This window comes from Amycolatopsis sp. NPDC006125 (genome assembly GCF_040614195.1).
GTDB lineage: Bacteria > Actinomycetota > Actinomycetes > Mycobacteriales > Pseudonocardiaceae > Amycolatopsis_E > Amycolatopsis_E tucumanensis.
Map to the genome: position 1 here is coordinate 15,154 of NZ_JBEXTZ010000101.1, position 13,683 is coordinate 28,836.

13 protein-coding genes are annotated in these 13,683 nt (G+C 71.2%); 6 read left to right on the plus strand and 7 right to left on the minus strand.

Annotated elements, in window-relative coordinates:
- Positions 1-2 precede the first annotated feature (2 nt).
- The 3 genes from ABZ193_RS35480 to ABZ193_RS35490 all read right to left on the minus strand — a co-directional run bounded on the left by ABZ193_RS35480 (position 3) and on the right by ABZ193_RS35490 (position 4,071).
- Positions 3-1,109, minus strand: a complete 1,107-nt coding sequence (locus ABZ193_RS35480) for an alpha/beta fold hydrolase (RefSeq protein WP_354712944.1) — start codon at positions 1,107-1,109, stop codon at positions 3-5.
- Positions 1,110-1,433: 324 nt separating this feature from the next.
- The gene (locus tag ABZ193_RS35485) at positions 1,434-2,822 is read right to left on the minus strand and encodes a cation:dicarboxylase symporter family transporter (RefSeq protein WP_354712945.1); all 1,389 of its coding nucleotides are present in this window, start codon (positions 2,820-2,822) and stop codon (positions 1,434-1,436) included.
- A gap of 82 nt (positions 2,823-2,904) precedes the next feature.
- Positions 2,905-4,071 (minus strand): mandelate racemase/muconate lactonizing enzyme family protein, encoded by a 1,167-nt coding sequence (locus tag ABZ193_RS35490; protein WP_354712946.1) that lies wholly within the window; start codon positions 4,069-4,071, stop codon positions 2,905-2,907.
- Between the two features lie 95 nt (positions 4,072-4,166).
- On the opposite strand from ABZ193_RS35490, the gene ABZ193_RS35495 reads away from it, so the two are divergent.
- Together ABZ193_RS35495 and ABZ193_RS35500 are read left to right on the plus strand one after the other, a co-directional pair.
- Positions 4,167-4,868, plus strand: a complete 702-nt coding sequence (locus tag ABZ193_RS35495; RefSeq protein WP_354712947.1) for a GntR family transcriptional regulator — start codon at positions 4,167-4,169, stop codon at positions 4,866-4,868.
- Positions 4,869-4,946: 78 nt separating this feature from the next.
- Complete coding sequence (locus tag ABZ193_RS35500) at positions 4,947-5,276, plus strand: nucleotidyltransferase domain-containing protein (protein ID WP_354712948.1); 330 nt, start codon at positions 4,947-4,949, stop codon at positions 5,274-5,276.
- A 392-nt stretch (positions 5,277-5,668) separates the two neighbouring features.
- Here the strand turns inward: ABZ193_RS35500 and ABZ193_RS35505 are convergent, their stop codons facing one another.
- On the minus strand, positions 5,669-6,556 hold the full coding sequence (locus ABZ193_RS35505) for a LysR family transcriptional regulator (RefSeq protein WP_354712949.1): 888 nt from the start codon (positions 6,554-6,556) through the stop codon (positions 5,669-5,671).
- 120 nt (positions 6,557-6,676) lie between these two features.
- Here ABZ193_RS35505 and ABZ193_RS35510 point away from each other — a divergent pair, with 120 nt between their 5' ends.
- The 3 genes from ABZ193_RS35510 to ABZ193_RS35520 are packed head-to-tail and all read left to right on the plus strand — an operon-like array spanning position 6,677 to position 9,866.
- Complete coding sequence (locus ABZ193_RS35510; protein WP_354712950.1) at positions 6,677-8,137, plus strand: amidohydrolase family protein; 1,461 nt, start codon at positions 6,677-6,679, stop codon at positions 8,135-8,137.
- Positions 8,134-9,093: a fumarylacetoacetate hydrolase family protein gene (locus tag ABZ193_RS35515; protein WP_354712951.1), complete on the plus strand. Its 960-nt coding sequence runs from the start codon at positions 8,134-8,136 to the stop codon at positions 9,091-9,093. Before ABZ193_RS35510 ends, ABZ193_RS35515 begins: the two co-directional genes overlap by 4 nt.
- Positions 9,093-9,866, plus strand: coding sequence for a cyclase family protein (locus tag ABZ193_RS35520; protein WP_354712952.1), 774 nt, complete (start codon positions 9,093-9,095; stop codon positions 9,864-9,866). Before ABZ193_RS35515 ends, ABZ193_RS35520 begins: the two co-directional genes overlap by 1 nt.
- Before the next feature lie 85 nt (positions 9,867-9,951).
- Here ABZ193_RS35520 and ABZ193_RS35525 read toward each other — a convergent pair whose 3' ends face one another.
- Genes ABZ193_RS35525 through ABZ193_RS35535 form a run of 3 tightly spaced genes read right to left on the minus strand, consistent with a single transcriptional unit; the run spans position 9,952 to position 12,721 of the window.
- On the minus strand, positions 9,952-10,872 hold the full coding sequence (locus tag ABZ193_RS35525; RefSeq protein ID WP_354712953.1) for an alpha/beta hydrolase: 921 nt from the start codon (positions 10,870-10,872) through the stop codon (positions 9,952-9,954).
- Between the two features lie 33 nt (positions 10,873-10,905).
- On the minus strand, positions 10,906-11,880 hold the full coding sequence (locus ABZ193_RS35530) for a helix-turn-helix domain-containing protein (RefSeq protein ID WP_354712954.1): 975 nt from the start codon (positions 11,878-11,880) through the stop codon (positions 10,906-10,908).
- Entirely contained in the window at positions 11,873-12,721 is an 849-nt protein-coding gene (locus ABZ193_RS35535) for a mycofactocin-coupled SDR family oxidoreductase (RefSeq protein WP_354712955.1), read from the minus strand. The genes ABZ193_RS35530 and ABZ193_RS35535 overlap by 8 nt, the downstream gene beginning before the upstream one ends.
- A 117-nt stretch (positions 12,722-12,838) precedes the next feature.
- Here ABZ193_RS35535 and ABZ193_RS35540 point away from each other — a divergent pair.
- Positions 12,839-13,683 (plus strand): hypothetical protein (locus ABZ193_RS35540; protein ID WP_354712956.1); only part of this gene is annotated, 845 nt, incomplete at its 3' end.

The following is a 13,683-nucleotide window of genomic DNA, read 5'->3' on the forward strand; positions in this document are numbered from 1 at the left end:
GGCTACCGGCTCGCCCCGGCCGTGAACCGGGCCGCGAGGAACTGGATCTGGTCTGCGACGGCACGCTCGAACAGGTCACCGACGTAGATGTCGAAGTGGTCGCCGTCGTAGTGGTTGACCTGGACGTGATCCTGCCCGGCGGCGAGGCGGGCCGTGGTGCGCGCGGGGGCGGCGCGGTCGTCGTCGCACACGCACAACAGGGTCGCCGCGGCGATCTTGCGGATGTCCTTGCCCGGCCGGTACAGCGGCAACCGCAACGCGAGCCGGGCCGCGATCGCGTTGGCGCTGTCGCCGCCACCGTCCGAACCTCTCATGACACCCCAGATCGTGTCGCGGCCGACAGCGGTGTCGGCAGGGTGGAACGGCTGCCCGCCCGTCTCGACGGTCGGAGACAGCCCCTTGCCCACGGCTGGGATCCGGGCAAGGACCCCGGCGGTGCGAGGCGAGAGCCGGGACCCCGCCGGTATGAGCTTGGACGCCGCGGCGATCGCGGTCGGCGAGACCAGGAAGGCAGGCATCCACCACACCCCGACCACCGGAGCCAGCACGGGCTTCGCCCCGAACAGCGACCTGACGAGATCGAGCACGGCGGCGATGACGAGCCCGATCATGCTCAACGGGCTGGCCCGGAACCGGGAGATCAACGACGCCGGACCGTCGGTGAACGGACACTGGGCCACCACCGCGGCCACGCCGTGGTCCTCGCTGGCGATCCGCAGCACGTGCCCGCCGCCGAACGAGGTCCCCCACAGCGCGATCCGGTCCGGGTCGACCCCCGGCAGGTGCCGGCCGTAGGCCAGTGCCGCCCGCCAGTCGTCGAGCTGGTCGCCGATGTCGAGCAACTGCCGTGGAGATCCCTCGCTGGCGCCCAGGTGCCGGTAGTCGAACACCAGCACCATCCACCCCTGCGCGGCGAACCGCTCCGCGAACGCGTCCAGCCGCCACTCCCGCACCGCGCCCAGCCCATGCGCCATGACCACCAACGGCCGGGGCCCGCCTTCCGCTGCCGGCTCGTACAGCCACGCCGCGCACCGCGCGCCCCCGGACTCGAACCACACGTCCCGCCGCACCGGCACGGTGTGGTTGTCCTGCTCCGCCGAAGTTCCCATCGCCTGCCTTGTTCAGCTCGGTCTTGATTCGCAATCAAGATCTGGTCGACGCGAAGGCTAGGAGCTTCTTGATTGGAAGTCAAGAAACGAGGCCTGGTGCTGCGCCGTTGCTCATCGGCAGTGCGGCGGAGTTACCTTTCCGGCGGCCAGAGCGGCGCCGGCCCCAGCTGGACGGCGCTCAGTCCTGCGGGCCGCACCCATCAGGGTCAGGGTGTCACCCCCGTCGCGGACCTGCGGCAACCGCGTCGCCCCGTCCCCCGTCGTGGTGCCAGGGCGCACCGGTGGTCCGGCCCGGGTCGCCGAGCCGGACCACCGGTGGCCGGGTCACGTGGGGGAGTGCGAGGGCTCCGGTGCGGCGGGGGAGGGGGCGTCCGGCTTCCGCTGCGCCGCGTCGTAATCGCTCTCGAAGGCCCGCAGCTCGTCGCCCCGCGCCGCCAGGACGGCGATCGCCTTGTCGTTGTCGAAGTCTCGTTCCCATTTCCCGATGACGATGGTGGCGACGGCGTTGCCGAGGACGTTGATGAACACGCGGCCCTCGTTGAGGATGCGGTCGATGCCCACGATCAGGGCGAGGGCGGCGAGGGGCATGTGGCCGACGGCGGTGATGGTGCTGGCCAGGACGATGAACGCGCCGCCCGCGATGCCCGCGGTGCCCTTGCTGGTCAGCATCATCACGCCGACCATGACCAGCTGTTGTTGCCAGGACAGGTCGATGCCCAGTGCCTGAGCGAGGAAGAGCGAGGCCATCGTGAGGTAGACGGCGGAGCCGTCGAGGTTGAAGGAGAACCCGGACGGGATGACGATGCCGACGACGGGGCGGCCGATGCCCATGATCTCCAGCTTGCGCACCAGCTGGGGCAGGACCGCCTCGCTGGAGCAGGTGGACAACGCCACGAGCAGTTCGGCCTTGAGGAAGCGCATCAGGCCGACCAGGCTGAGCTTGCAGGCGCGCATGATCGCGCCGAGGATCACGACGACGTAGACGACGCAGGTCCCGGTGAACAACAGGATCAGGTAGCCGAGCTGCTGGAGGCTGCTCGCCCCGTACGTCGCGACGACGGTGGCCAGGGCTCCGAAGGTTCCGATCGGCGCCAGCCGCATCACCCAGCCGACGACGCGGAACACCACTGTGGACAGTGCCGAGATCCCGCGGGTCAGCGGTGCGGCCTGCGGCCCGGCCATGTTGAGTGCAACGCCGAACACGATCGACACCAGCAAGGCGGCGAGGATGCCGTCCCCGGTGATCGCACCGAACAGCGAGTCGGGGATGAGGCTGGAGACGAAGCCGGTGACGGTGGCGTGCTGTTCGGTCGCCGCTGCCGGGATGTCGCTCGCGTCCAGCGTCGCGGGATCGACGTTCATGCCGTCACCGGGGCGGAAGACGTTGGCCACGATCAGGCCGATCAGCATCGACAGCAGCGACAGGACGAGGAAGTAGCCGATCGCCTTCGCGCCGATGCGGCCCGCCTTGCGCAGGTTGTCCATCGCGGCGATGCCAGTGGTGACCACGCAGAACACCACCGGGATGACGATCATCTTCACCAGGGCGATGAACCAGTCGTTGAGCGGTTTGAGGCTTGATCCGACGCCCGGCAGGACCAGTCCGACCGCGACGCCCAGCACGGCGGCGACGATCACTTGGAACCAGAGTTCGCCGACCAGCCGGCGGAACCGGGACCGCGGGGCGCGGGCCGGGCTGGAGGTGGAGGACATCGGTGGTTGCTCCTTGTCACGACGGTGTGGGGAGTGCGGCCGGGGCGCGCCTGACCGCGGAGTGCGATCAGGCGCGACTCCGTCACGGGTGCAGTGCGCGCAGGACCTTGTAGAAGTCGGCCTTCTGTTCGAAACCGATGCCGGGGCTGTCGGTGAGGCCGACGTAGCTGTCCTCGACGACGGCGCCGTCGGCGAACCCGCCGGTGGGCTGGAATTCGCCGGGGTAGGACTCGTTGCCGCCGAGCTTGAGCGCGGCGGCGATGTGCAGGGAGAACTGGTGTCCGCCGTGGGGGATGCAGCGGCGGGAGGACCATCCGTGCTGGGCGAGCATGTCCTGGATCCGCAGGTATTCGGTCAGGCCGTAGCTCAGGGCCGGGTCGACCTGGATGTAGTCGCGGTCGGGACGCATGCCGCCGTAGCGGATGAGGTTGCGCGCGTCCTGCAGGGAGAACAGGTTCTCGCCCGTGGCGATCGGGCCGTGGTACTGCTCGGAGACGATGGCGTTGAGCCGGTAGTCCAGGGGGTCGCCGATCTCCTCGTACCAGAACAGGCCGTAGGGCTCGATCGCCCGCCCGTACTCCAGCGCGGTGGCGAGGTCGAACCGGCCGTTGACGTCGACGGCCAGCCGGGAGCCGTCGCCGTCCAGGACCTCCAGTACGGCTTCGATGCGCTCGAGGTCCTCGGACAGGTCCGCACCGCCGATCTTCATCTTGACCACGCGGTAGCCCTGGTCGAGGAAGCCCTTCATCTCGTCCTGCAGGTCGCGCAGGGACTTGCCGGGCGCGTAGTAGCCGCCGGCGGCGTAGACGAAGACCTTGTCGTCCGGCCTGCCGTCGCCGTAGCGGTCCGAGAGCCACCGGTACAGCGGCTGTCCGGCGAGTTTGGCGGCGAGGTCGAACAGGGCCATGTCGATCACGCCGACGGCGACCGACCGCTCGCCGTGCCCGCCCGGCTTCTCGTTGGTCATCACCACGTCCCACGCGCGGGCCGGGTCGAGCTGGCCGTCGTCGGCGAGCAGGGACTCCGGGTCGGCCGCGAGCAGGCGGGGCACCACGCGCCGCCGCAGGATTTCCCCTGCGCTGTAGCGGCCGTTGGAGTTGAACCCGTACCCGACCACGGGCTCGCCGTCCCGTACGACATCGGACACGACGGCAACGACCGAGCAGTCCATCGAGCTGAAGTCGATCCAGGCGTTGCGGATGGACGAGCTGATCGGGACGACACCCTCGTACACGTCAACGATCTTCACGGGTCTCGCTTCCGTTGTAATTTATAAATTGCAACCGGATGCTACGATGCGGACCGGCCGGTGCACAAGCACCGGTTTCCGCGAGGGAGTGACGGGTGACGACCGCGAACGTGTTCTCGAGCAAGGGTGATGCGGCCTACGGGGTGCTTCGGGCCAGGATTCTGAGCGGCGAACTGGCGCCCGGATCCCGGCTGGCCCAGCGCGAGCTCGCCGACGCGCTCGGCATGAGTCTGACCCCGCTGCGCGAGGCGATCCGCCGTCTGAGCAGCGAGGGCCTCATCGACCTCGACACCCAGCGCGATGCCCGCGTGGCGGCCATCAACGCCACCGAGGCGCGCCAGCTCTTCGAAGTGCGGCTCTCCCTGGACCCCACGGCCGCGATGCTGGCCGCGCAACGGCGTACCGACGCCGACGTCGCCGCCTTGCGCGGCGCCGCGGCCCGGCTGTTGCCCGTGACCAGGGCGTGGGGCGAGGAGGCCCTGACCGCGCACCGCGCGTTCCACCGGACCCTTTACCTCGCCTCGCGCAACGACGTCCTCATCAAGCTGCTCGACGACCTGTGGGACAAATCCGACCGGTACCGGCGTCTGGGACTCGAACTCCCGCCCGGCGAGGAGCCGCGAACGCGCGACCACCGCGAGCACCACCAGCTCGTTGATCTGATCGAGGCCGGCGACGACACCGGAGCGAGCGAGCTGATGCGCGCCCACATCGAACGCAGCCTCACCGCCACCGCCATCGCCGAGCTCGAACAGCGCGAGCGCGAGCAAGCAGGACTCACCGGCCGGGCCGGCTGAGCCCCGCTCTTCCGCGGGCCGCGGTGTGCGAGCTCTGCCCGAGGAGTTCGGAACGGATGCCAGCCGGAGGTCTCGCGGTTGATCAGGACCGAGCGCGCCACGCGGTTCCACCCCGCCTCGCCGGCTGGGCGGATGCTGGCGCGGTACCGGAAAGAGGTTCTGGCGCTCGCGCACACTCACAAGGCGAGGAACGTGCGCGTCTTCGGCAGCGTCGCACGTGGGGAGGACGATGAGGGCAGCGACATCGATCTGCTGGTCGATCTCGCCCCGGGTGCCGATCTGGTCGACCTCGCCGCGCTGGGTGTCGAGCTGGAGCGGCTGCTCGGCTACCCGGTCGACATCGTGCCCGCCCGGATGCTCAAACGCGATGTCGGGCCGGCGGTGCTCGCGGAGGCTGTCGAGCTGTGATCAGACGCCGTGGCAAGGATTCTCAGCACCTCGTTGAGGCGCGCGACCACCCGGGCGAGTGCCGGATCTCATCCGGCTCGTCGACCGTCTCCCTGACCTGGCTGCATCCCGCGCGCGGTAGGGGCGCGGCATCGCCCTCGACGGATTCGTGCGAGCCTCGCTGCCGCCGTTGTGGACGACCTCCGAGTCCCTGACCCGTTCAACCAGCTCGTCCCGGTACTCGGTGGCCGCCTGGAACTTCAGCTCGTCGCGTTCCAGGATCTTCAACCCCTGGTGGTTCGTCACTGTGCGAGTCGGCCATGCGCGCGGGCGTTCTCCATGACCTGGCCAACCGGGTCTGTGGTTCGCCGAGCAGCTGTCCAAAGTGGAAGTTCGATTACGCAGGCGGTGCCTCAGTCCACGGCATCCTCCGCCTGCGCGGCGGCGAGCGAGCCGGCGGCGGGACTCGCCAGCGTCGCGCGGCGGAACGCGGCGACGGTGTCCCTGCGGTCGTTCCGGCGGCTGGCGATGGCCACGACGGGGTCGGGTCCTTCGAGTGGCAGGTAACGCACCCCGGGGTGGGGGTAGAAGCGGGTGGCGGGTTCGCCGTGGAACCCGATCCGGCCGGTGGTGGCGACCGCGGCCGCGACGTGGGCGGGGGAGCGGACCTCGACGTCGCGCCGGGTGGGTGCGCCGTTCCAGTCCGCCAGTCCTGGCTGGCCGACCAGCTTCACGCGGGGCAGGTCGGCGATGTCGGCCGCGCTGAGGCGCCCGGCGCCGGCGAGTTCCGATTCGGCCGGCACGACCGCGCAGCGTGCCGTGTTCATCACCGGCTCGACGAGGAGGTCGTCGGCTCCGCCGACGTCGTGCAGGACCGCGACGTCGACCTCCCCGGTGCGCACGGCGTCGTACTGCGTCGTCCAGTCCAGTTCCCGGTAGGACAGTTCGAGTTCCGGGTGGTGCGCGGCCAGCAGGGTGCGCGTGGCGGCCCACCGGTCGGCCAGACCGAACCCGAGCACCCCGACGCGCAGGACCGGCTCCGCGTGATCCCCTTCGGCGGTGCGCATGAGCTCGTCCATCTCCGCCAGCACCCGGCGCGCACGGGGCAGGAACCGTTCCCCCGCCGGGGTGAGTGCGACGCGGCGGCTCGTGCGCTCGAACAGCTTCACGCCGAGCTCGCGCTCCAGCTCCTGGATCCGCCTGCCGAACGGCTGCGCCGCGATGTAGTGGGCACGCGCGGCGCGGCCGAAGTGCAGTTCCTCGGCCAAGGTGAGGGCGTACCGCAACGACCGGACGTCCATGTCCCAGCACCTCTTCCAGATCGACGCGACCCGCTCGCCGGGATCACAACCGATTCGGCACATGTTCCTGCGCGCCGGGCCAGCCATGCTGCTGCCAAGCAACGACGCTCGGAGGACATTATGAGCTCACATCGCACCCTCGTCCGCAACGGTCACATCCTCACGATGGATCCCGCGCTCGGGGATCTCCCGGCGGGCGACGTGCTGATCGAGGACGGCGCGATCGTGGCCGTCGGGCCCTCGCTGCCGGTGACCGACGCCGAGATCCTGGACGCGACCGGGCACCTGGTGCTGCCGGGCCTGATCGACACGCACCGGCACACCTGGCAGTCCCTGGTCCGCGGCATCTGCGGGGACTGGACTCTCGCCGACTACTACTTCGGCATCCGGCTCGGCGTGTCACCCGCCTACACCCCGGACGACGTCCGGCTCGGCAACTTCTACGGCGGGATCGACGCCCTGAACGCCGGGGTCACCACCCTGCTGGACTTCTCGCACTGCAACAACACCCCCGACCACTCCGACGGCGCGGTGCGCGGGCTTCAGGAGGCCGGGATCCGCGCGGCGTTCTGCTACGGGTTCTTCGAGAGTTCGCCGGAGGCGAGCCGGTTCGGCGAGCACGAGGCGCGGGTGGCGGACTTCCACCGCATCGCCGACACCTACTTCGCCTCGGACGGTTTGCTCACCCTGGGCGTGTCGCTGTCGGAGATCTTCGGGCTGCCGTGGGAGCACACCGTCGCCGAACTCGCCGCGGCCCGGGAACGCCAGGCGCTGCTGGTCAATCACGCCGGCTGCGTGTTCGGCAGCGTGCTGGCCACCGGGATCACCGAGATGGAGGCACTCGGGCTGCTCGGGCCGGACATGGTCCACGTGCACTGCTGCAGCTTCGGCGACGCCGAGTGGGAGGCGATCGCCCGCACCGGCGGGAAGGTGTCGATCTCGGTGGAGACCGAGCTGAACATGGGCTTCGGCCGTCCCGTCTTCGACCGCTGCCGCCGGCACGGGGTGCGGCCGACCCTGTCCGCCGACGTCGTCTCGCTGAACAGCGGCGACCTGTGGCACGAGCTGCGCTACGGCCTCGGCTTCGCCCGCGCGGAGGCCGACCTGCCGGTCAACACCGCGGGCGCGATGCCCGGCTCCGTCACCTACACGGCGCGGGAGGCGCTGGACTGGAGCACCGTCAACGCCGCGGAGGCCCTCGGACTCGGGGACAAGATCGGCTCGCTGACGCCGGGCAAGCGGGCCGACCTGATGCTGGTCGGCGGCCCCGCGCTCGAGCAGCACCCGCGCGTGGACCCCTACGCGACGCTCGTTTTCCAGACCACGGCCGCCGACGTGCGCACCGTGCTCGTGGACGGCCGGGTCGTCAAGCGCGACGGTGTGCTGGAGGTGGCCGATCTGGCCACGGTCAGCGCGCAGGCCGACTCGGCGGCCGACCGGATCCTCGGCAGGCTCCGCGACGCCGGACGCGCTCTTCCCGGTACCCCGGAGGGAGCGTGGGCCGCCGTCGAGCCGGCGGCCCGCGAGTTCCACGAGCAGGCGGTGCGGGAAGCGAAGAACAAGGGAGGACGGCACCTGTGAAATGGGTGACCTACGAGGCAGGCGCCGGTGTGCGCACCGGTGTGCTCGACGGTGACACGGTTCGCGGGCTTCGCCCCGGCATCGACCTGTTGACGCTCGTCCAAAGCGGTGACGGAGCACTGGCCGAGGCGGGGGAGACCGCCCGTCGTGCCCCGGAGGAGGTCCGTCCGCTCGACGATGTCCGGTTGCTCGCGCCGCTGCCGCGTCCGCCGTCGGTGCGCGACGGGTTGTGTTTCCTGGACCACCTGCGCGGCTGTTATCGCGCGCTCGGGCGCAGTGCGGAACTGCACCCGGCCTGGTCGGAGGCGCCCGCGTTCTACTTCGGCAACGCCGCCTCGGTCGTCGGGCCGCACGACCCGGTCCCGGTCGCGCCCGGCTCCCGCATGTTCGACCTGGAGCTCGAGGTGGGTGTCGTGATCGGGCGCGGCGGACGGGATCTGCACCCGGACGGCGCGGAGGAGCACATCCTGGGGTACACGCTGTTCAACGACTGGACCGCTCGTGATCACCAGCTCCACGACCTGGCGACCGGCATCGGCATGGGCAAGAGCAAGGACAGCGCCCTCACGCTCGGGCCCGCGCTGGTCACCGTGGACGAGCTGGCGGAGTACCGCGTGGACGGACGGCTCGCCATCGAGCTGCGGGCCACGGTCAACGACCAGGAGATCACCCGCGGCCGCCTCGACCGGATGGACTGGACGTTCGGCGAGCTGCTCGCCTACGTCTCCCGCGGCGTGGATCTCGCGCCGGGGGACGTGATCGGTTCCGGGACCGTGCCCGGCGGCTGCCTGCTCGAGCACGTCGACACCCCGGACCCGGCCGGCTTCACCGGCTGGCTGCGGCCCGGCGACGTCGTGTCCCTGCATGGGCAGGGGCTCGGCTCGACCCGGCAGACCGTCGTCGAGGGGACCGGTGTCATTCCGTTGCGGCCGTGCCGGCCGGAAGGAGAAGTTTGATGCGCAGATTCGTCGACATTTCCGCACCCCTGCGGGCCGGAATCGCTTCCGACCCGCCGGGGCTCACGCCGGAGATCGAGTACCAGTCGCACGCGCAGACCGCCAAGGATCTCCTGGCGTTCTTTCCCGGCGCGACCATCGACGACCTGCCCGACGGCGAGGGCTGGGCGTCCGAATGGGTGCGGCTGACTACCCACAACGGCACGCATCTCGACGCGCCTTATCACTATTCGGCCACCATGAACGGCGGCGATCGCGCGATGACCATTGACGAGGTTCCCCTGGAGTGGTGCCTGCGACCGGCGGTGAAGCTCGATTTCCGCCACTTCCCCGACGGTTACGTGGCGACTGCGGCGGACGTCGAAGCCGAGCTCGAGCGCATCGGGCACGAGCTCTCGCCCCTGGAGATCGTCGTGGTCAACACGAGCGCCGGTGAGCGCTACGGCCAGGACGACTACGTGTCCTCCGGCTGCGGCATGGGCCGGGACGCGACGCTGTACCTGCTCGAACGGGGCGTGCGCCTCACCGGAACCGACGCGTGGAGCTGGGACGCCCCCTTCGTGCACACCGCCGCCCGGTACGCCGCCGAGCAGGACGCCTCGATCATCTGGGAGGGACACCGGGCAGGCCGGGAGATCGGCTACTGCCACCTCGAGAAACTGCACGACCTCGAGCAGTTGCCCGCCACGGGGTTCGAGATTTCGTGCTTCCCGGTCAAGGTGCACGCCGCCTCCGCAGGCTGGACCCGCGCGGTCGCGATCTTCGACTCCTGAGCCGCTCACCCGGTTCGCCAAGGGCGTGCGCCCGGCGAAGGTCTGGACGCGCGCCCCGCGGGTGCTCGGCGGGGCGCGCGGCGGATCACACGCGCTTGGCCAGCAGGTGTTCGACGAACCAGTCCCGGGCCGGCGGCGCCGAGCACTCGAACCCGGGCCCGTGGTAGGCGTCGAAGTGGCCACCCGGGATCAGGACCAGCTTCTTCGGGTGCAGGGCCTCTTCGTAGACCTGCGTGGCCAGTTGGCCGTCGGCCAGGCGGTCGAGCGGGGCGACGATCATGAGCAGCGGCGTCGGCGCGATCAGCGGCGCCCAGCGGCCTGGCTCGTACCCGCGCAGGAACTCCATCGACAGCAGCGTGACCTCGTTGCGCCACTCCGGCGCCCGCTGCTGCGCGGTGGTCGTGCACCACTCGTAGGCGTCCGGCGTCGGCAGGGCGGCCGCACCGGCCGGATCGGTCGTCACCACCGGCAGCATCGACGGCTCCGCACCGGCCAGCCGGGCCCGGCGCTCGGCCGCGAACACCGCGTCCATCTCGGCCCAGCGGTCGATCCGGATCAGCTCCTTGAACGCCATCGACCCCGACACCGGCGGAACCTGGCTCACCACGGCCTTCACCCGGCGGTCGATGCCGGCCACGACGAGGGCGTGCCCGCCGGCGTAGCTGGACCCCCACAGGCCGATCCGCTCGGCGTCCACCTCCGGCCGCGACTGCGCGTAGGTGATCGCGTGCTGCACGAACCGGACCTGCTGCCACGGGTCGATCTCCAGCCGCGGGCACCCCGGCACGGCGTCACTCGCGCCGAAACCAGGGTGGTCGTACACGAGGCACGCCAGCCCGGCCGCCTGGAACAGCTCGGCGTAGCTGTCCAGGTACATCTCCTTGACGCCGGAGAACCCGTGCTGCAGCACCACACACGGCGCCTCGCCGGTCGCTCCCTCCGCCGGGTAGAACCAGCCGCGCAGCGTCGTGCCCTGCGCGGTGAACTCGATGTCCTCACGTGCCACGAAATCCTCCTCGATCCACAGCGGCTTCGCCGATCAGCCTGACCCGGGTGCCGCCGCCAGCGCCTGCATCTGCCTGCCAGCCGGTGGCCCGTTCGTGCCGGCACCGGCACGGTGGTCGCGCGGGGTGCACCCGTAGCGCGCGCGGAAGGCGCGCGTGAAGTGGCTGGCGTCGGCGAAACCCCAGCGCAGGGCGATGTCGACGATCGGGTCGGCGCCGGTGGCGAGGTCCCGGCGCGCGCGGACGAGGCGGCGGTCGCGGACGAACGCCGCCACCGTCGTCCCGGCTTCGGCGAAGACCCGGTACACGCTGCGCACCGACATGCCGTGCGCGGCCGCGATCGCCGCCGGGGTGACCTCGCCCGACGCCAGGTGCCGTTCGATCCATGCCTCCATCAACGCCAGCGGGGCGGGCGCCGAGTCGTGCTGGGCCGCCGCCGAGAACAGGTCCAGCGCCGCGGACCGGGCGGTGGCCAGCTCCGCAGGACCCAGCCGGTCCAGCGTGCGGGACAGGACGCCGAGGTAGCCGGTGAACAACCGGACCGCGGGTGCCGAGCCGTCGAGCACGACTGTCCGGAACAGACGGTGCCCACCGGGCACGTCGGCGAGCGCGGCCAGCGGGACGATGAGGGTCTGCTTCCGCTGCGGCGCGTGCACGTCGAACCGGGCCGGGCGGTCGCTGCGCCACACCACCACGTCCCCCGGCCGGAGGTCGGCGGTGATGTCGCCGAGCGCGACCGTTTCCCGCCCGCGCCGGACGACCATCACCCCCAGGTACGGGCGTCCGGTGCGGGCGGCGCGGCGCGGCCCCCGGCGGCCGCTGCACGGGTCGCAGGCGGTCTCCACGAGGACGACGTCGTCGATGCGCCGCCGCCGGATCGAGGCCCGGAACGACTCCGCCGGCCTGCCGAGCCGCACCGCCATGTCGACGTGCGTCTCGGCGACCAGCTCCTCGAACCGGGTCTCGCGTTCGGCGGCGGGCACCGCGGTCAGGTCGTGGAAGTCAGCCATGCGGGATCTTGAACGGCTGGGTGGCGCCGGCGTCGAGCACCATGGTGGTGCCGGTGACGTGGCGGGACTCGTCGGAGGCCAGGTACAGGACGGCGTTGCTGATGTCGTCCACGTCCAGCCACGGGATCGGCAGCGCGTTGAGCGCCTTCATGCCGACGGCGGCCTGCTCCCGGGTCGCGCCGTCGATGCCGCCGAGGAACAGCTTCCAGGACGCCTCGTTCGCCACCATCGGGGTGTCCACAGTGGCCGGGTGGATGGAGTTGACGCGGATGTGGTGCGGCGCCAGCTCGATCGCGAGCACCCGCATCAGCCCGGTGACGCCGTGTTTGGCGGCGGTGTAGTGGGCCAGGTTGGGGAAGCCGATCAGGCCGGCGATCGAGCTGGTCAGGATGATCGAGCCGCCGCGGCCGCGCTCCACCATGGACGGTGCCGTGGCCCGGACCGTCTTCCACACGCCGGTGAGGTTGATGTCGAGGACGTCGTGCCACATCTGCTCGCTGAGCTCCAGCGCGGACCCGAAGCTCGCGATGCCGGCGTTGGCGCAAACGACGTCGATGCCGCCGAAGCGGGACAGCCCTTCCTCGACGACCCGTTGCAGGGCGGCGAGATCCCGGACGTCGGCCTGCCGCGCCAGCACCCGCCCGCCGAGTTCCTCGACGCGCTTGGCGGTTTCGGCCAGGTCCGCGTCGGTCGCCCCGTCGTAGGGCGTGGTGCCGACGCTCTCACACAGGTCGACGGCGATGATGTCCGCGCCTTCCCCGGCCAGGCGCAGCGCGTGCGCGCGTCCCTGGCCGCGGGCGGCTCCGGTGATGAAGGCGACTTTGCCTTCGGCTCGCTTCATGGGTGTCCTCCACGGATCGGGGTGACCGTCAGCGTGCCCGCGACCCCGCGCGCTGTCTTCGGTCAACCGGTCAACCGCGGGGCGCCCGGTTGACCATCTGGCGGATACGCTGAGGCCATGTCCGCGGCGACCGACGACGCGATCCGCGCGGCCACCAGGCATGTGGCGGCGGCGATGCTGCCCGACCTGACCGCGATCGCCGACGGCACGGTCGCCCACATCGCGGCGGGCATGCCCGAGCTGGCCGAGCGCGACGCGCTGGACCTGGCCCGCGCGACCGCCTTCGCCAACAGCGAGGCGCTGCTGCACGCCCTCGTCCGCGGTGACCAGCCGACGGACGTGACCACCTCGCCCGAGGTGGTGCGCTCGACACGGTCGATGGTGCAGCACGGGCTCAGCCACGACGCGGTGATGCGCGGCTACCGGCTCGGCATCACCTACTGGTGCACGCGGTGGGGGCGGGCGGTCGAGGAGCACTGTCCCGACGTGGCGCTGGCGGTGCCGGTCGTCAACCACGGCACGACGTTCCTGTTGTCCTGGCTGGAACTGGTCAGCGACCGGCTCAGCGCCGAGTACCGCGACGAGGCCGAGCGGCTGGCCAGGGAGGGTTCGCTGGAACGCGCGGAGTTCGTGCGCCGCGTGCTCGCGGGGGAGACCGACGTCGCGGAGGTCCGGCTGCGGCTGGGGTACGACCTCACCGGCAGCCACGTCGCGCTGGTTCTGAAGAACCCGCGGGAGGGCAAGCGCCAGCCGCTGGAATCGACCGCGCGGGCGCTGGCTGCCTCACTGACCGCCGCGGCGCCGCTGGTGGTGCGGGTGGATGTGGACACCACGTGGTGCTGGGTGCCGACGCGCGACGCCGCCCGGCTGCCGTCCGCGGGCGCACCGGTGCTGGCCGGGCAGGGGTTGCCCGCGGCGGGGCCGGAGGGGTTCCGGCGCAGCCACCGGCAGGCCCGCGAAGC